We start from the raw sequence: 18448 nt of genomic DNA, 5'->3' as shown, positions 1-18448 counted from the left end.
TGGTCCATGGTAGCGTCTGGTCGTAAAGCTGGTTACCATGAAGGTGAATAAAGTGTTGCACCTTTTTTGCTTTCATTTACAAAAGGTCTTTAAAGATGAATTTATCCAAGTTTCCCGTTTATGTGCAGGCAGCAGTTCTTGCTCTGGTATTGGCGCTGCTCGGCTATCTGGTTGCCCAGGCCCTGCAGTTCTCTCTGAAAGTCGAAGTCATTTTTGCCGCCGGTCTGGCCATTGGCGGTTTCGTGGTACCGCTCTTCCTTAACCGTGCGCCTGCCACCGCCCTCGAACAGGCGACCAGCCAGGAGACCTGTACCTTATATGTAGGCAACCTGCCCTATCGCGCCAACGAGATTGCGGTGCGCGAACTCTTTGCCGAGCAAGGTCAGGTACTGTCAGTTCGTCTGATGAAGGACAAGGCCACCGGCAAACGCAGGGGCTTCGGGTTTGTGGAGATGCCTGTCGCCGATGCGGCCAAGGCCATCGCCGCGCTCAATGACAAGGAGTATCAGCAGCGCACCCTGAAAGTGCGTGAAGCAAATGACAAGCGGGACCGGGATGAGAAGGACGTCAACGACGTCGACGCCTGATATTCAGTACACCACTTCTTCGAGTGACGACAGCCCCCAAGCTTGCAAGGGGGCTGTCAGTTTCTGGGCCCCAGCATCCAGTCGCGTGCAGTAGGCACGTCCCGTCCCCTCGCCAGGCGCCTGGACCGGCAGTGTCGCCAGCAGATGCGCCACCCGCCTTGCCACGGCAAGACCCGAATCGACCAGTTGGCATTCCGGCATCAGCTGTTTGATCTCTTCGTTGAGCAAGGGGAAGTGGGTACATCCCAGTACCAGGGTATCCGGCCTCTCCTCCCCTTCCATCCAGTCTGCGAGCACCTCTCTGAGCAGGGCCATATTGACCGGCAACCCCGCCAGCTTGCGCTCGGCTTCGATAACCAGTTCGGTGGCCCCCTTCAGCAGCACATGCTTGCCCGGGGCGAACTGGGCGATGAGTTCATGGGTATAGTCACGGCTGACGGTGCCGGGCGTTGCCAGCAGACCGATGTAGCCGTTACGGGTCAGGGCGGCGGCAGGCTTGATCGCGGGGACCACGCCGACCACGGGAATGCTGAGTGCGGTACGCAGGGATGGCAGGGCAATGGTGCTGGCGGTATTGCAGGCGATCACCACCAGATCGATGGCGTGCTCGGCCACCATGTGGCTGACCAGTCCGGTACAAGCCTCGATGAGGGCCGCCTCACTCAGCTCGCCATAGGGAAAGTGGGCATTGTCGAAACTGTAGAAATAGTTGTGCTCCGGCAGAGCGCGACGGATCTCCCCATAGACGGTCAGACCGCCCATACCGGAGTCGAACACGAGAATATTGGCCACCTGAGCTCCCCCTTGAATGCGAGGCCGCGATCATACTCCCGCCCGGCGCCAATAGAAAAGGCCCTGCCAATGGCAGGGCCCCTGATTTTTCAGATCCAGACAAGGGGATCAGAGTGCGTAGTCCACCGTCACATAGTAGGCACGCTCGTCAGCCGGGTAACCCACCGAGGTCTGGTACTCCTTGTCCAGCAGGTTGCTGATCTTGCCAGAGACCTTCCAGGACGGTGCAACCTGATAGCCCACCGCCAGGTTCCACACGCTGTAACCGCCCAGCTGGGTGGTATTGGCCGCGTCACCATAACGCTCACCCTGGTAGATCCAGCTCAGGGAGCCATCGAACTGCTGCCACTGCGCCTGGCTCACCCACTTGGCCCCCTTGCGGGAGATCAGCTGCAACTGCTTGTCGGTGACCTTGTCCTTGGGATCCTTGTATTCGGCGGAAACGCGATGGCTCAGCCAGCCGGTCTCGAACTCCCCTTCCAGCTCAACCCCTTCAATCCGCGCCTTGCCGACGTTTTGCGGCGTCCACATGCCCTGGCTGTCCGGTGCCCACTGGATCATCTGCTCGAAATCGTTGCGATAACCGGTCAAGCGCCACTCCACACCAGCGGTCTGCCCGTCCAGCATCAACTCGTGGCTTTTCGACTCTTCCGGCTTCAGGTCAGGATTGCCGGACCCCGGGTAGTAGAGATCGTTGAAGGAGGGGGCACGGAAACCGGTGCCGTAACGGGCACTGAGGCGATAATCCTCAACGAAGCGCCAGCCAGCGCCGGTTTGCCAGGTGTTGTGACGTCCGAACTGCTCGTTGTCATCGCTGCGACCGCTCAGCTCGGCCTGCCAGACCTGGTTGTCAAACTGGGCCAGGGCATAGAGCCCGGTGTTGTCACGCTCATCGGCCTCACTCGGGAAGGCGACGCCAGAGGAGCGGGAACTATCGTCCAGCATGTCGCGCTGCCAGTCGGCGCCGCCCCCCAGGGTCCAGCTCTCGTCCAACTTGACGCTGTTGACCCAGTTCAGGGTGTATTGACGGGTATAGAGTCGATCAGCGGACTGATCGCGGCCGCTGGTATCCGGGTAGTCGTAGGCATCCTGTTTGGAGAAGGCGCCGCGCAGCTCGCTCAGGTAGCGCGCGTCATGATAGCGGGAGCCGAGCTGGTAGCTCTGGTTCTCGGTCCAGGTCTCGTTGCGTTGATGAAACGCCGGGCCCCAGGCGGAAGCGGCAGAGGATCTGTCGTACTGGGCAATGTTGCGGAACCAGCGGGTCGTACCGAACAGATCCCAGTTGCTGGCCAGCGCCTGCTGATAATCCACCATGGCGTTATAGCCCCGGTGGCCATGCTTGTCGCCATCGTTCACCCCGACGATGGGATGCACGTTGTAGCCGGTCTCGTCATCGAAACCACCAGCGACCTTGATCTGACCCGCATCACCCACCTGGCTGGCGCTGCTGAAGGCAGCCTGACGCTGCTTGTGGGAGCCCGCGCCCAGGTTGAACTTGTGCTGATTGGTCCCCTGGTCCGGGCGAGTGATGATGTTGATGACCCCACCGATGGCATCGGACCCATAAATGGTGGCGCGTGCACCGCGGATATATTCGATCCGCTCCACCTGGTTGAGGGGCAGGTTGTTGAGCTCGGTCATCCCGGCGGTCAGAGAGGCGCTGCGCACCCCGTCCACCAGCACCAGGGTCTGGGAAGAGGTGCCACCACGTACCCGAAGCGAGCTGAGCTGGCCGCGGCCGCCGTTGCTGACCACTTCCACGCCGGGCAGGGTCTTGACCACGTCGGTCACGGTCTGGGCTTGCAGGCGATCGATCTCGTCACGGGTCACCACGTTGACGGGAGCCAGCACACTGGAGGCAGGCTGGGCGACACGGGTAGCGGTCACCACCATGGTGGGATTGACAGGGATGGTCAGTTGTTGGGCAAAGGCCGCCGTTGGCAACAGGGCAGCCGCCAATAATGTCTTGGACATGAGAGATCCTTAAGTTCGCGTAAGCATCTACTTCGTGGCCGGTTTCTCTCGGCCCGAAATACGAACTTTGGCAGGTCTTCGGGCTTGGGGGCTGATGACCTACGGCGACGGCTTCCCACCTGACGGCAGTGCCCTGATGTCGCTTCGTTCCCCCTTACCGCTGCGCGCCAGCTCCGGATTCTCACCGGATTCCCTTTTAAGCATGATGCGCCAAAGCGGGGGGATTATAGGCAGAGCCGCCTTGGATGTATAGCCATCTGGATTTCTAATGTCGTTTTTACCCAAAGCCGGTGCCAAGTGGCGCAGATCCTCGCCCCCTCTCGTACCTTGAGGCTCGTTGACCGTCATTCGAGAGGGTCAAACACAAGAAATGTTGAGCCAGATCCCACGGCTTTTTGGTAACATGCAGCAAACGTTTGACATCCGAGGAAGCCGTAATGACGACCCCCCCTATGATCGGCCTGGTAATGGGCTCCGACTCTGACTGGCCCGTGATGCAGGCCGCCGCCCGCATCCTCAAGGAGCACGGCGTGCCCTATGAAGCGCGCGTCGTATCCGCCCATCGCACCCCGGATCTCCTGTTTGAATATGCCGCCAGTGCGCGCGATCGCGGTCTGCGCGCCATCATCGCCGGCGCCGGCGGCGCAGCCCACCTGCCGGGCATGCTAGCCGCCAAGACCACGATCCCGGTGCTGGGCGTGCCCATCCCCACCCGCCAGCTCAAGGGGATGGATTCCCTGCTCTCCATCGTGCAGATGCCCAAGGGCGTGCCGGTCGCCACCTTCGCCATCGGCGAGGCGGGTGCCGCCAATGCCGGTCTGTTCGCCGTGTCCCTGCTGTCTGTCGCCCAAGATGGCGACGCTCCCCGTTATCACCAGCAGCTCGACGGCTTCCGCGCCAAGGAGCGCGACCGGGTGCTGGCGCTCACCCTGGAGGAGCCGGCATGATACTGCCCCCCGCCACTTTGGGTATGCTCGGTGGCGGCCAGCTCGGCCGCTACTTCGTGATGTCTGCCCACCGTCTCGGCTACAAGGTGATCGTGCTGGACCCGGACCCCATCAGCATCGCCGGTGCAGCCGCCGACGAGCAGATCGTTGCCGCCTATGACGATACCGATGCCCTGCGCGATCTGGCCAGCCGCTGCGACGCCATCACCTGCGAGTTCGAAAACGTGCCCGCCGCCTCCCTGGCCCTGCTGGAGCAGTACAAGCCGGTGCGCCCGGCCGCGAGCGCAGTACGTGTCTGTCAGGATCGCCGGGAAGAGAAAGCCTTCCTGACCCGCGCCGGCGTACCGGTCGCCCCGAACCTGACCCTGCTGCCCGGCGAGCCGCTGCCCGCCCTGCCCAGCGACCTCTTCCCCGCCATCCTCAAGACCGCCCGCGAGGGCTACGATGGCAAGGGGCAGTGGACTATCCACAATGCGGGCGAATTGCCAGCGGCCCTGGCCGCCAGCGGTGTCCCTTGCGTGCTGGAAAAACGCCTGCCACTGGAGGGGGAGTTTGCCCTCACCCTGGCACGCAGTCCGAGCGGTGCCATCAGTGCCCTGCCTCTGGTGCAGAACTGGCACAGCGGCGGCATCCTGGATCAGACCCGCTCCCCGGCCAATGTGCCCGCCCTGGAGCGCGAAGCCCAGCGCATCGCCGAGCACATCATCGCCGCCCTCGACTATGTGGGTGTGCTGACGGTGGAGTTCTTCCTGGTCGGCGGTGAACTGCTGGTCAACGAGATGGCCCCCCGGCCCCACAATTCGGGTCACCCCAGCATCGACAACGCCGGTTGCAGCCAGTTCGAGTTACAGGTGCGCGCCCTGTGCGATCTGCCGTTGCCGGCACAGGCTGAGGTTCAGCCCGCCATCCTGCTCAACCTGCTCGGGGATCTGTGGCAAGACGGCACGCCGGACTGGGCCGGCGCCCTGGCCCTGCCCGGGGTGCACCTTCACCTCTATGGCAAGGGCGAAGCCCGCCCCGGCCGCAAGATGGGCCACGTCACCGTCACTGGCCGCGACTGGGCGGCGGTCGAGGCCACCGCGCACCAGCTGCGCGCCCTGCTGGGTCTGCCTCCGCGCTGAGTCCACCCCTTGACATGCAAAGACCCGGGCCAAGGCCCGGGTCTTTTTTTATGACTTGAGAAGCGAGAGGGGTCAGGCCCTGTCGACAGCCGCAACGGGAGCTGGCAGGCGGATGGTGAGGGAGAGCACCAGGGCCACCACCAGCAACACCAGAATGAGGTTGAAGGTCGCCATGAAGCCGCCGAACAGGGAGGCCACGATGGAGCCGATGATGCTGCCCAGACCAAAGCCCAGATAGATGACGCCGTAGTTCTTGGTCAGGTTGTTGAGGCCGAAGAAGTCGCTCACCAGCGAGGGGTAGACGGTGATCGTACCGCCGAAGCTGAACGCCACACAGGCCACTGCCACGAAGAAGAGGTTGGCATTGAGCGGCACGAACAGCAGCAGCGCCATGCCCGCCAGGGTAATCAACTGGGCGATGGTGATGACCCGGATACGGGACATCTTGTCGGAGAGGATGCCCAGCACCAGCCGGCCGCCCAGGTTGGCCATGGCGATGATGGCGACGGCGTTGGCGGCGACCACGGCCGGCAAGCCCACCATCTTCTCGCCGATGTCCTTGGCTACGCCGATGACGTAGAGACCGCTCATGCAGGCGGTGAGGAACATCAGCGCCAGCATCCAGTACTGCGGCTGCATCGCCTCGGCCAGGGTGAAGTCGCGATTCTCGCTCTGCTGCACGGCGGAGGCCTGCTGGGGCGCATCCTTCATCAGCATGCCACCCACCAGCACCATGGACATGGCGATCAGCCCCCACAGCTGGAAGGTGGTCTCAAGGCCATTGCTGGAGAGCAGCAGCAGGTTGATGTACTTGAAACCCAGGCTGCCGAGGCCATAAGCACCGATGGAGCAGGCGGAGATGAGCCCCTTGCGCTCCGGGAACCACTTCACGCAGTTGGAGAGGGTCATCAGGTAACCGGTACCATCGGCAAAACCGACCAGGATGCCGGCGCAGAGGTAGAGCATCGCCAGGTTGCTGGCATGAGCGGTGAGGAAGAAGCCGATGCCGAGCAGCACGCCGGCGCCCAGGGTGACGTTGCGCACCCCGAACCGCTCCTGCAGCTTGCCCGCCAGGGAGGAGGCCACCGCCAGGGAGAGGCTGAGCAGGCCAAAGGCGAAGGCGACCTGGCTCACCGGTTCGTCCAGCTTGTCGGAAAGCTGGGCGTTGAACAGGCTCCAGGTGTACACGGATCCCAGCGCGAACTGGGTGATGATGGTCCCCAACAGGGTGAGGTAGCGGGTGCGATTCAGATCGATGGTCATGATGCGTCTCGAGGAATGGCCTTAAGGAAACTGGGGCCACTATAGGCAAGACGCCACTCCCGCCGACCGATTAAGGCATGAAATGCAGATCGGCGGGAATGAATGACAATCAGAGCCGCATCAGCTGACGGAATGCCTTGATGTTGCTGCGGCTGACCGGCACCTCGAACGGCAGGTCATGGAGCCGGATGAGATAGGTGCTGTTGAACCAGGGCACTATCTCGCGGATCTTGTTGATGTTGACGCAGTAGGAGCGGTGGCAACGAAAGAACCCCTCGGCAGGCAACCGACTGACGAACTCGCTGAGGGTCATGGTCATCACGTAGCGATCGGTACGGGTGTAGACATGGGTCAGCTTCTCGTCGGCTTCCGCGTAGTAGATCTGCTCGCAGGGGGTGACGATGATGCGCTCCCCCTTCACCAGATTGACGGTGCGGTTCTGTGGCAACCCGGACTCCGCACCCTGGGGCTGGGACTTGCCCGCCAGTTCGAGCTTCTGCAGCAGATTGATGAGACGCGGCTCGTTGTAGGGCTTGAGGATGTAGTCGAATGCCTCCAGCTCGAACGCCTCCACCGCAAACTCCTTGTAGGCGGTGACGAAGACGATGTGGGGCGGATGGCTGGACTTGTGCAGGTTCTTGGCCAGCAGCAGGCCGTCGATGGCGGGGATCTGGATATCCAGAAACACCACGTCCACCTCGTGATCCTGCAGATACTTGAACGCCTCCAGCCCGTCCTCGAAGCTCGCCACTATCTCGATGTTGCTGTGCTGCCCCACCAGAAAGGCCAGCTCCTCGCGGGCAAGGTATTCGTCTTCCACTATGATGGCTTTCAGCATGGCATTGCCTCCTGATCAGGCAGATAGAAACAGACTTCGGTCCCCGGCTCCAGCCGCTTGAGGTGCAGGCCGTCGCCATAGAGCAGCTTGACACGCTGATGCACGTTCATCAGACCGATGCTGCGGCTTTCCACCCGACCGGCGGCGACCCCGTCGATCACCGCCTGGCTGATGCCGTAGCCGGTGTCGCGCACCGCGACCCGGATGCCGCCCGCCAGCTGCTTCACCTCGATGGTGACCCGACCCGGCGCACTGCGGGGCTGGATGCCGTGCAGGATGGCGTTTTCCACCAACGGCTGCAACAGCAGGCTCGGCACCTGGATATGCACGTCGTCCACCTCAAACACCACCTCCAGCTTGTCGCCGAAGCGGGCCTGCTCGATGGCCACGTAGTCGCGCACCTGCTGCAGCTCCTCCTGGATGTCGATGAGGGTGTCCCCCTTGTTGAGGTTGTAGCGCAGGTAATCCGCGAGGTTCGCGATCAGCTGGCGTGCCTGCTGGGGACGGATGCGGATCAGCGACGAGATGGCATTGAGGGCGTTGAACAGGAAGTGGGGGTTGATCTTGCTCTGCAGCGCGGTGAACTCCGCCTTGCGGGTCATCTCCTTGAGCTGCTCGATGCGCGACACCTCCATCTGGGTGGAGATGAGCTGGGAGAGACCCACCGCCATCTCCTTGAGGGAGCTGGTGATGCTGTGGGTGCGGCGATAGTAGATCTTGAGGGTGCCGCTGACGGCGCCGTTTTCCCGCAGCGGAATAATGATGACCGAGTGGAAATCGGAGAGGTGATACTGGCGCAGATCGTTGTTGATGATGATCTGGTCCAGCAGCACCGCTCTGTGGGTCATGTCGCTGATGGCGTGGTGCTCGTCCAGCTCGTAGTAATCCTTGCCCACCCCCACATAGGCCAGCACGTCGCGGGTATCGGTGATGGCCACCGCATCGGCGCTGATCTCGCTGCGAATGATGCCGCACACCTGGCTCAGGGAGTGGCGATCGATGTTCTGGAAAAACGGCAACGTCTTGTTGGCGATGTCGAGCGCCAGCTTGGCCTGCTTGGCGGCAATCAGCTCCTTCTCGTCGTCCAGGTCCTGCACCAGCTTGATAATGAGCCCGATACAGAGCGCACCGGCGATCATCGGGTAGGCAATATGACTGACAATCTCCACACCTACCGCATGGGGCTCGGTCAGTTGCCAGATAAGCAGCATGGTCAGCCCCTCGCAGGCCATCCCCGCCAGGATGCCATAGAGCCAGAGCCGCGACTTGCGACAGCGCAGGTGCAGCCAGGTGGCGAGCAGGCCGGCGATGATGCTGGCGATGAGACAGGGAATGGAGGTGTGGCCATCCATGTCGATGAGATAACGGTGCAGACCCGAGATGACCCCGGCCGGAATGCCGACCCAGGGACCGAACAGGATGCCGCCCGAGATGATGGCGATGATCCGCACATTGATGAGGGCCCCCTCCACCGGAATGCCGGTGTAGGTGCTGAACACCGCGAACAGACAGAAGATGGCCGCCACCAGCACCAGCTCGGCCGGGGTGTGGTCACGCTTCTGGAACAATCGCTGAAACGGCCGGGTGCGGGTGAGAAGAAAGAGCGTCATCAGCATCAGCGCCGCCCGCTCAAACACCGCCAACAACATCATCTGATTTTCGAGCATGGCTCTCCTCCGTCAATGGCATGGCGCCAGGGGGCGGATCATACCCCTTATCTGCCGCCGACTCATGGGCGAATCCGGGGAGAGCGGTTCAGCTTTCGGGGAAAGCGCCGATAAGAGGAGGCCCTCGCCAAGGAGGGCCCAGTCCGACAAAGGAGATAACTATGTTTCAAAAAAGCATGGTGCTGGCAGTGATGATCGGTTGCAGCAGTGCCGCCGTTCACGCCAATACGCAGGTGAGCCAGCTGAACTGGCAGGCCACCGCCAGCAAAGAGACCAACATGGAAGTAGCGCTTACCCACCCAGGCCTCCAGGCCATCAATTCGGATCCGGCACAGGCTCCCGTCCAGATCCTGGCAGCAGACCTGAGCCACCCGGATTTCAACACCACCTATCGTTTGCAAGCCCGCGCACTCTACGGCTCCCTGCCACAGCAGGATGATCTCCGGATCACGCTGGCGCTCAACGGACAACCCCTCGAAGCAAGCCGCGCCCTCCCCCTGGCGCAGGCGACCCGCTATTACCTCAGCTATCAGGCCCCGTCAGCCAGACCGGACCAGGTGGGCGAAGCCGCCTATGAGTTGATGGTGTACTGGCTGGGCTGACCACAGGAGCCGAAGGCATGTTCCCATGCCTTCATTCCTCCCCTTCCATCACCTGCAGTTGGGTCGCCGCCAGCCGAACGACCTCGTACTCTTGCTGCAAACGGGCCAGCGCCTCGGGCAGCCTGGCCTGATCGAGCTCCCAGGATTCTATTTCGCTGCAGGTCGCCACCAGTTTCAGAGTGCCCATGATCCTGGCGCCCCCTTTCAGGCGATGTATGCGGTCGATGAACTGGCCGACATGCCCCTCCTCCGCGGCCCGTTGCAATCCCGCGATATCGTCGTCACTGGCCCGCACGAACTCGGCCAGCAGAGGCACCATCAGGGTCGACTGGTGTGCGGTCAGCGGCCCCAGATACCGCCGGATCTCCTCCATGCAGACGACCATGTCACTCTGCTCTTCCCGCTGCATGTGCCGACGCAGGCAGTGATCGAGCGCCTCCAGTCCGACGGGCTTGAACAGACAGTCATCCATCCCTGCCGCCTGCCCTTCATTGATCTGCTCCTGCCGCGCATCGGCCGTCAGCCCGAGGATCACGGTGCGTCGCCAGCCGTGCAGCCGCTCCAGCTCCCGGCATTGGCGAACCAGCTCGAAGCCGTTCATGCCGGGCATGTTGAAGTCGGTCATGATGACATCCACCCTGGCTCCGATCAGCAGCCGCAGCGCCTCTTCTCCCGACTCGACGGCCGTGGCGTCATGACCCAGATAAGCCAGTTGCTGGCTGACCAGCAACCGGTTGGCTGGATGATCGTCCACGACCATGATCTTCAGTCGCCGCACCGGCTCCACCGCCGGCTCCTGTGCAGGCGTGGCGGGCATCGCCACGGCATCGGCCACCGGCAGCTTGATCTCGATACTGACCCGGGTCCCCTGCCCGGGCGCACTCTCCAGTTGCAGGGAGCCGCCCATCGTCTCGCACAGGGAGCGGGAGATCATCAAACCCAGCCCAGTACCCGACTGCTGGATTTTCTCGGGTTGGCTGGCCTGGCTGAAGGGCTCGAACAGCCTGGCCTGCTCGGCCTGATCGATGCCGATTCCGGTATCCAGAATGGTGAGCTGCACGGTACACCAGCCATCGCTGACCCGGGAGGCCAGCGTCACCGTGACCGACCCACGCTCGGTGTACTTGATGGCGTTGCTGATCAGGTTGGAGACGATCTGCTTGTAACAAAGACCATCGATCTGCACCCAGGAAGGATTGCCCGTGACGAGATCCAGCCGCAGATTTTTCTGCCTCGCCAGCGCGGTAAAGACGGTAACGACCGATGCTGTCAGGGTCACGATGTCATGGGGTTCGGGGGCAAGTTCGAACCGGCCAGACTCGATCTTGGAAATATCCAGGATGTCGCCGATGAGGCTCAGTAGATCGCTGGCCGAGCCATGGGCAATGGCGAGGGAGGCCTGATCCTCCTCGTGCAGCCGACCCCGCTTGAGCGCCAGTTCCAGCAAGCCGATGATGGCATTCATGGGGGTACGGATCTCGTGGCTCATGGTCGCGAGGAAGGTGCTCTTGGCACGGTTTGCCTCCTGGGCCTCCTGGCTGGCCACCGCCAGCTCATCGAGCAGGCGTACCCGTTCGCTGACGTCGATCCAGCCTCCCACGCCCCCCTGCACATTGCCGTTCAGATCGTAGTAAGGCTGAACCCAGTGATAGACGTCGACCCCGCCCGTCGGCAGGACCAGACGGTGATCCCCCTCCTGGGCACGGCGGCTGTCACAGGAAAGCACCAGATCCCCGTGCAGGGGAGCAAGAAAAGGCCAGCGCGTTCGCGCGTCGTCCAGGCCCGTGCCGAGCAGGCTGACCTTGGGCTCGCCAAGGAAGCTGGCATAGCTGCTGTTGCACAGTACCAGGATCCCGTTCAAATCCCGCGCATAGATGGGGTGAGGTGTCCCGTCCACCAGATCGGCGATGAACTTGAGCTGGGTGCTCAGCGCCCCCTCCACCAGTCGCCGCTCGCGGATCTGCTTGCGCAGGGACAGCCCCCATAGGCCAACCCAGAGGGTCAGCAGCAGGATCAAGGCGATAAAGACCCCGAACTCCTGAATTAACTCCTGCCAGGAGACACTCTCCTGTTTGACATTGACCCGCCAGCGGTTGGAGAGCCCTTCCAGCTCATCCGGCGGAATGATGGCAATCACCTTGTCCAGAATGTCCCGCAGTACGGGATGCGCGGGGGTGACCGCCAACGCGGCACCGATGGGGATGGAATCGAACAGCTCCCCCGTAATGATCAGGCTGTCGGGGAATTTGCTGTTCACGTAGTACTTGGCCACCCGCAGCGGCAGTATGGTCACATCGCACACATCCATCGCCACACAGCGCATGGCATCTTCAATCGTATCGAACTGCCGCGACGTCAGCTTGCCGTATTCCGCCTCGATGGCCTGGGTCGAGATAAAGCCTCTGACCATGGCCACGGTGCCGGTCTTGAGCAGCGATGCAGGGGGGACCTCCCGGTGGCGCAGCCCCACCACATAGGAAAGGGGATCGAGGACAAAGGCCCGGCTGAACAGATAGCGGTTCCTGCGCTCGGCAGAAGGGCTCAACACCCCCGCATCCACCTGGCCGCTATCCAGCAACTGGGTCATCTGCTCCGGCGTCTTGGCAGGCACCACCTCGAGCTCCACCCCCAGCTTGGCTCGCATGACCTGCAGCAAATCGGCGACCACGCCGTGCATGGTACCGGTGACGTCATAGAAACTGAGGGGCGGGATGCCGCTGTTCACCGCAATCCGGATCTTCTCCCGTTTGCTCAGCCATTCCCATTGCTCGCGGCTCAGGTCGATTCTGCTGGCACCGATGGAGAGGCCCCCCCCCATTCCAGCGCTTGGCCACTTCCGCCCGCTTGCCCTCGAGGATCTCCCCCAGCGCGATATCCATGATCCTCTTGAGTCGCCGCTCCTTGGGATTGAGGGCAAAGGCAAAACCGGCGGTATCGATATAGAGCGGCTTCAATAATTGAATGCTGCTCTGATAGAACTTGTTGACGATGAAGTTGCCGGAGATCATGTCCACCATGACGGCATCAACCTGACCATATGCCACCGCGGACAATGCACTATAGCGGGACGGGTATATTTTAATTTTGTAGTCCGACAGATAGCGCATGATGTCCATGAACGGCAAATAATACTCCGGCACGGCTATTGTTCTTATTTCTCGCTCTTTGACCTGAATGTTTTTATAGATGGCTGGGTCGTCAGCAATATATTTGTCAGTCAGCAGAAGATGCTGTTCCCGCTCATAGGAATTGGAGGTACTCAGCAGATCGATCTCCCCCCGCTGGAGCGCTTCAATGGCAGCCGCCCTGGAGGGATATCCCTTCACCAGAATCTCGATGTGCAGCAGATGGGTCAACATGCCGACGATGTCGGCCGTCACCCCTTCATAGGCATTCGCCCTCAGGGTGATGTCCATAGGCGGGTTGTCAGGTCTGGGCACCCCCAGGATCAGCCGCTCGCGCTCCTGCAACCAGCGCCACTCCTCCCCATGCAGCGGCAAGGGGCTGGCATCGAGGTATTCCCCGCCATCCCGCGAATAGACTTGCAGCAGGGGCTCTTCCGGTTCCTGGGCCGCCAGCGGCCACACCCAGACCAGCGCCAGCAGAAGCAACAGCAATTTCGCCCTGCTCACAGCAGTTTCTGCCGTCTGGCCAGACTGATCAGATCAACGATGTTGGTGATGTTGAGTTTCTTCATCAACCGGGTCTTGTAGGTACTGACGGTTTTCTCGCTCAACAGCATGCTTTGGGCAATCTGCTTGTTGGCATGACCCTGACAAATCTGCAGCAGCACGCTCATCTCGCGGGAAGAGAGGGTCGACAGCAGATCTTCCCGATCGACCGTATGGGCATGCCTGGCGCCGGCGATGACGTCACGGGGGTAATAGAGTTGCCGCTTCTCTATTTTTGCGATCGCATCCTTCAGCAAATACAAATCATCCAGCTTGGACAAGAATCCCTCGGCGCCAGCTTGCAGGCACCGCACCATAATATGATGAGTGGACTGTGCAGACAGCACCAGAATCTTGGCGCCAATATCCAGCATCTTGATTCTCTTTATCACTTCGATGCCATCAAGCTGAGGTATTCCAATATCAAGAATGACAATATCTGGATGGGTGTTCCTGGCCATGGCGATAGCATCGACACCATTATCAACCTCGCCTAGCACATGATGTTCTTCCTGTTTCAACAACATGTTCACGGCCATTCTTATTGCTGGATGATCATCAACTATCAATACCTTCGCCATATATAGATCCGTTATTCAGCCCTGTCCGACGAGCATATTAACTACAAATCAAGCAACGACACCATACAGCCTGACCTTGTTTTCAAGATGTTAAATAAATATAAAAATGGCATTTTCAAGTTAATCATCATTATAGCTTCATTTATTTTTTATATATTTATCAATATATTGCATTTTATTTGCCTCGTATGGAGCCTGGTGGTGGCCGAGCCCCCTCCCTCGTTGAATTCCCCTCCTTCCCGGCTTTTCCAGCCGGCATCCACCCACGAGAAAAAGACCGAAAAAACATATAAATCAAATACATGGGAAGCTACAAGCCACTGAAAGAAAAAGAAAAAAATTTATTTTATAAGGGTTTACACCCACTTTCCTTTGGGATTTTTCCTACACACCATTCGGTCGATCAAGACAGATCCGATCGCTATCTTGATCGACGAAAAAACAAGCTGGTCCGAGGAGCAACCTGTTCTAGGTCCGGCTGCCACGACTGGTCGAATCGTCACCAACGTGGCAAGGCATGCCCCTGACGGGCAATGAACCAACCGGGTGGTCAATACCATCCAGAAGATATGTAGGAAATATCGTAATGAAGAAGACTCTGATTGCTCTGTCCGTGGCTACCCTGGGCTTTGCCGCCGCCGCTCAAGCCGCCGTAGAAGCGTCTGCCGTCGCGACCTGGCAGGCCACTGCCAAGAAAGACACCACTTCCGAGCTGGTGGTCACCCCGCTCTCCAGCCTCTCCTTCCAATATGCCGAAGGGATCAAGGGGTTCAACACCGTCAACGGCCTGTTCGATGTCGCCATCAAGGGTGATGCCAGCGCGACCGACTTCACCCTGAAGGCGAAGAAGCTGAACGGCACCCTGAATCACCTGGGTGGCGACTCCACCGTCGATGTGGGCGTGCTGTGGGGCGGCGCACCGGTCAGCACCACCGCCTACACCACCCTGATCGACACCGCTGCCGGCATCACGGGGGGGAATCTTTCTCCTCTTGCCAACGGCTTCAAGAACGATGCCGAACGCGTCACGGCGCAGGGCTCCTTCACTTTCAACATTGAAAGTGCCACTGCCAGCGGCACCCCCACCACCTTTGACGCTCTGCCGGACGGCCTGTGGAGCGGTGAAGTCAACGTCGAGTTCGTAGCGAACTGGAGCTAACTCATCCACCGCGTACCATTGAGGGCCCTGCGGGGCCCTTTGTTCTCTTAGGGGCACATCATGAACCTGAAAATTGCAGCGATCTGGCTGCTGCTCATTCCCGGTATCAGCCAGGCGATCAATGTCGGCGCCGTCACCACCTTCATTGATGCGGGCAGCCAGGAGGTCGCCAAACAGATTGAAAATGGCAGCGACCAGGCCAGGTTGGTCACGATCAGCGTGACACGCATCACCTCACCGGAAGAGGGAGGGCAGGAGATCCCCATGGAAGTCAGCGGCGAGCTGATGTTGTCACCCAGTCGGCTGATGCTGCCCGCCAATGCCAGAAACAACGTGAGGTTCTTTTACAAGGGCCCGCAGGATGACAAGGAGCGTTACTACCGCATCCGCTGGCTGGACACGGCGCTCTCCGTCGACGATCAGCGCAACGAACGCCGCCAGGCGGTTGCCACCACGTCAGCACAGATAGGCACCATTCTGGTGGTAACACCACGCCAGCACCGGTTCGCCTACGACCTGAAGGACGACACGCTCACCAACCAGGGCAATGCCTCCTATCGCACGGTAGCGTATGGCCCCTGCCTGAAAGGCGAGGAGCTGTGCAAGGAAACCTACTACGACCTGCCGGGCAAGCAGCGCCGGTTCAAGCAGGTCAATATGCGTGATCCAAAGAGCCACCTGGGACTCTGGCTGGGTCAGGAATTCGTCGTCATCAAGTAATCCCCAATCACGGTACCGCCCCACCCTCTTGCAGGGTGACGGCTCTCGTTCTCCACACCCGGAACCATGGTGCTCGATATGTTGAAAAAAGCCTGGCTGTTGCCGCTCTCCTGGCTGATTGCGATGTCAGCCTCGGCCAGCACTGCTGCCCCTCTCAAAATTGCCAACGTCATCATTCCTGCCAGTTTTGCCAAGGCGCTGGAAGAGGGGCTGGCGGTACCGGTACGCCTGCGATACACGGATGAGGACAACAGGATCGACACCCTGACCGACGACACCATCGGCAATGCCACCCTGCTGCTGCAAGACGGCAAGCTGCACTTGTTGCACCTTGATTTCAGTGCCGGCCAGCAGCAAGGCGTGCTGAACGATGCTCTTACCACTCTGCTCTCCAGCAAGCAAAGACGCACCTTTTCTGCCGATGGCGACTTGCAGATCGATGCCGATGCCAGCATGCAGCTGGACCTCGTCGCCATGCTGCTCACCATCCGGGTGTCACGGGACGCCTTTGGCCAGGCGAGGCAATCTGACAACCGTGCCGCACTGACCCCGACGGTGGACACCCTGACGGGCGTACAGCGCTACAACCTGGGTTACTCCTTCATCAATACCCCCCAGAGCGGGCACCAGGACTCCAATTTCCTGCAACTGGAGAGTACCGCCGGGCTGGGCGCGCACCATGTCGCCGTGGATGCCTCCCTTTACAACCTGGGTGAGCCGGAGCAGAGCGGCGATATCTACCGCGCCATGTACGAACGGGATCTCGATGATCGCCGCATCGCAGCAGGCATGGTCTCGACATGGGACCTGCAGACCCTGGGGGTGGTGACGGGCCTGACCACGGGTCGCCTCTACGGCGCATCCTATGGCAACCAGGCGCAATCTCGAAAACAGACCACCAACGAATCGACCACTCCGGTGCAAGTCTTCATGCCCGCCAACGGCGAGGTCAGGGTCTATCGGGATGAACGCCTGATAGGCCTGCAAAACCTGGCGATCGGCAACCAGCACATCGACACCTCCGCGTTCCCCAACGGGGTCTACAACGTCACGGTCGAAGTCTATGTCGACGGCCGCCTGACCAGCACGACCACCCAGCGAGTCACCAAGCTGGGCGGCAATCAGGGCTTTACCCGGGAGTGGGGATGGCAATGGTGGGGAGGCATGATGGAGAACAGCCAGCACAGCGGCGATTCCCCCCTGCTCGGTCTGTCGCTGGCACGCTCGCTGGATACCCTTGATCTGGCGACGACCACCTATGCGTTCAGGGATGCGGCCGTCGGCGAGGCACGCGCAAGCTGGCAGGTCACGGATCGCCTCGGCACCCAGTTGCAAAGCATGCTGTCCACCGATCACTCCTGGCGGCTGGCGTCCAGTCTTTCCTGGCAAGCCCATGACAATGCCTCCCTGTGGGTCAGCCAGGAAAAACTGTATGCAGGCGATGCCCTGGGAGTGAGTGCAACCGAGCTCTACTCTGCCGGCATCACGATCAATCTGGGTGGCTGGGTCAGCGGCATGGGCCAGCTGACCTTCAACACCACGCACGACCGTCAGATGAACAGCGATCGCAGTTATGCGGATTACTACCAGCACCTCTATGCGGGCCGATACGGCAACCTCTCCATGCGCGCCAGCCTGCAGAGCGACAGTGGCACACTCAATGGATTCAGCAACAAGAGCATCACCCTGGACTACGCCATCCCGTTCGACAATCTGTTCAGCTTCGGCATGAGCAGCAACGAGCAGGGCCAGACCACGGCCAACCTCAACTATCAGAAGCGCATGGAGGGAGCCATCAACCTGGCCGCACTGAATGCCTCCCGCATGATGCACGGCAGCGACACACACAATATGGCGCTTTCCGGCACCCTGGGGTTCGAGAACAGGGTCATCGGCGGCACCATGACGCTGGGTCGCGGTCATGGCGGCGACGTGAATGGCAACCTGATTGCACGGGGTGCCCTGATCACCACGGAGAACGACGTGATCGCATCCAGCCGGAGCACCTCTGGTTCAGGCCTCATCATCAATACCGGCATCCACCGGGAAGGACAGATGCTCGCCAAGGTGAATGGACAGGACTACCCCCTGCAAGGGGAACAGACCTTCCTGGCGCTCCCGCCTTATCAGGAATACGAGGTGGAACTGCTCAACAGCAAGACGGGCAAGGACAGCTATGACATCAACACCGGCAAGCAGCGCTACACCCTGTTCCCCGGCAACGTCGCCACCCTGGATGCCGGCAGCAGCATCAAGGAGATGGTCACCGTGTTTGGCGTACTCAGGGCAGAAGATGGCTCGCTGCTTGCTAACGCCCGCATTGACAACCACATCGGCACCACGGTGACCAACGAGGTCGGCGAGTTCACCCTGGACGTGGACAAGGCCAACCCCATGCTGACTTTCCGCCGGGGAAGCGACTTCTGTGAAGCCGACCTGGATCTTGCACAACACACGGGCGCGGCCTGGGTCGGCATCGTGACCTGCCAGGGACTGCCCACCTACGCCATGGTGAGAGAGTATTGA

Annotated in this window: 15 protein-coding genes and 1 riboswitch; of the genes, 7 read left to right on the top strand and 8 right to left on the bottom strand. The window is 60.7% G+C overall.

The annotated features are described in order from the left end of the window. The first annotated feature begins 95 nt into the window (after nucleotides 1-95). The gene (locus tag H7R73_RS00330) at nucleotides 96-587 is read left to right on the top strand and encodes an RNA recognition motif domain-containing protein (RefSeq protein ID WP_029313407.1); all 492 of its coding nucleotides are present in this window, start codon (nucleotides 96-98) and stop codon (nucleotides 585-587) included. 3 nt (nucleotides 588-590) lie between these two features. Here the strand turns inward: H7R73_RS00330 and murI are convergent, their stop codons facing one another. After that, nucleotides 591-1379 carry a glutamate racemase gene (murI, locus tag H7R73_RS00325; protein WP_010672351.1) on the bottom strand — a complete coding sequence of 263 codons (789 nt, stop codon included), beginning with the start codon at nucleotides 1377-1379 and terminating at the stop codon, nucleotides 591-593. A 108-nt stretch (nucleotides 1380-1487) separates the two neighbouring features. After that, nucleotides 1488-3353, bottom strand: coding sequence for a TonB-dependent receptor domain-containing protein (locus H7R73_RS00320; protein ID WP_103261060.1), 1866 nt, complete (start codon nucleotides 3351-3353; stop codon nucleotides 1488-1490). 52 nt (nucleotides 3354-3405) lie between these two features. Beyond that, nucleotides 3406-3583: riboswitch (cobalamin riboswitch) on the bottom strand. 207 nt (nucleotides 3584-3790) lie between these two features. On the opposite strand from H7R73_RS00320, the gene purE reads away from it, so the two are divergent. Next, on the top strand, nucleotides 3791-4300 hold the full coding sequence (gene purE, locus H7R73_RS00315) for a 5-(carboxyamino)imidazole ribonucleotide mutase (protein ID WP_029313402.1): 510 nt from the start codon (nucleotides 3791-3793) through the stop codon (nucleotides 4298-4300). Then, nucleotides 4297-5421: a 5-(carboxyamino)imidazole ribonucleotide synthase gene (locus tag H7R73_RS00310; protein WP_049636933.1), complete on the top strand. Its 1125-nt coding sequence runs from the start codon at nucleotides 4297-4299 to the stop codon at nucleotides 5419-5421. The genes purE and H7R73_RS00310 overlap by 4 nt, the downstream gene beginning before the upstream one ends. Nucleotides 5422-5493: 72 nt before the next feature. On the opposite strand, the gene H7R73_RS00305 is transcribed toward H7R73_RS00310, so the two are convergent. The 3 genes from H7R73_RS00305 to H7R73_RS00295 form a co-directional block, all read right to left on the bottom strand. Next, nucleotides 5494-6684: an L-lactate MFS transporter gene (locus H7R73_RS00305; RefSeq protein ID WP_182951437.1), complete on the bottom strand. Its 1191-nt coding sequence runs from the start codon at nucleotides 6682-6684 to the stop codon at nucleotides 5494-5496. A 109-nt stretch (nucleotides 6685-6793) separates the two neighbouring features. Beyond that, nucleotides 6794-7522 carry a LytR/AlgR family response regulator transcription factor gene (locus H7R73_RS00300; protein WP_069651566.1) on the bottom strand — a complete coding sequence of 243 codons (729 nt, stop codon included), beginning with the start codon at nucleotides 7520-7522 and terminating at the stop codon, nucleotides 6794-6796. After that, nucleotides 7516-9189: a sensor histidine kinase gene (locus H7R73_RS00295; protein WP_039040684.1), complete on the bottom strand. Its 1674-nt coding sequence runs from the start codon at nucleotides 9187-9189 to the stop codon at nucleotides 7516-7518. The genes H7R73_RS00300 and H7R73_RS00295 overlap by 7 nt, the downstream gene beginning before the upstream one ends. 161 nt (nucleotides 9190-9350) lie before the next feature. Between H7R73_RS00295 and H7R73_RS00290 the strand changes: the two genes are divergently transcribed. Then, nucleotides 9351-9791, top strand: a complete 441-nt coding sequence (locus H7R73_RS00290) for a hypothetical protein (protein ID WP_045522692.1) — start codon at nucleotides 9351-9353, stop codon at nucleotides 9789-9791. A gap of 31 nt (nucleotides 9792-9822) precedes the next feature. On the opposite strand, the gene H7R73_RS00285 is transcribed toward H7R73_RS00290, so the two are convergent. Genes H7R73_RS00285 through H7R73_RS00280 form a run of 3 tightly spaced genes read right to left on the bottom strand, consistent with a single transcriptional unit; the run spans nucleotide 9823 to nucleotide 14043 of the window. After that, nucleotides 9823-12516 (bottom strand): ATP-binding protein, encoded by a 2694-nt coding sequence (locus H7R73_RS00285; RefSeq protein ID WP_232092724.1) that lies wholly within the window; start codon nucleotides 12514-12516, stop codon nucleotides 9823-9825. Continuing rightward, nucleotides 12482-13408, bottom strand: a complete 927-nt coding sequence (locus H7R73_RS24105) for a transporter substrate-binding domain-containing protein (RefSeq protein WP_232092723.1) — start codon at nucleotides 13406-13408, stop codon at nucleotides 12482-12484. The genes H7R73_RS00285 and H7R73_RS24105 overlap by 35 nt, the downstream gene beginning before the upstream one ends. 11 nt (nucleotides 13409-13419) lie before the next feature. After that, nucleotides 13420-14043: a response regulator transcription factor gene (locus H7R73_RS00280; RefSeq protein ID WP_045522690.1), complete on the bottom strand. Its 624-nt coding sequence runs from the start codon at nucleotides 14041-14043 to the stop codon at nucleotides 13420-13422. A gap of 586 nt (nucleotides 14044-14629) precedes the next feature. On the opposite strand from H7R73_RS00280, the gene ecpA reads away from it, so the two are divergent. From ecpA to H7R73_RS00265, 3 genes are all read left to right on the top strand, one after another. Continuing rightward, complete coding sequence (ecpA, locus tag H7R73_RS00275) at nucleotides 14630-15202, top strand: common pilus major fimbrillin subunit EcpA (protein WP_103261059.1); 573 nt, start codon at nucleotides 14630-14632, stop codon at nucleotides 15200-15202. Between the two features lie 60 nt (nucleotides 15203-15262). Beyond that, nucleotides 15263-15922, top strand: coding sequence for a fimbria/pilus periplasmic chaperone (locus H7R73_RS00270; protein ID WP_010672340.1), 660 nt, complete (start codon nucleotides 15263-15265; stop codon nucleotides 15920-15922). Nucleotides 15923-16000: 78 nt separating this feature from the next. Continuing rightward, nucleotides 16001-18448, top strand: coding sequence for a fimbrial biogenesis outer membrane usher protein (locus H7R73_RS00265; protein ID WP_232092722.1), 2448 nt, complete (start codon nucleotides 16001-16003; stop codon nucleotides 18446-18448).

It is taken from the genome of Aeromonas sp. WP2-W18-CRE-05, assembly GCF_014168615.1.
GTDB classification, from domain to species: domain Bacteria; phylum Pseudomonadota; class Gammaproteobacteria; order Enterobacterales; family Aeromonadaceae; genus Aeromonas; species Aeromonas caviae.
This window is presented reverse-complemented; position numbering and strand designations above follow the sequence as displayed.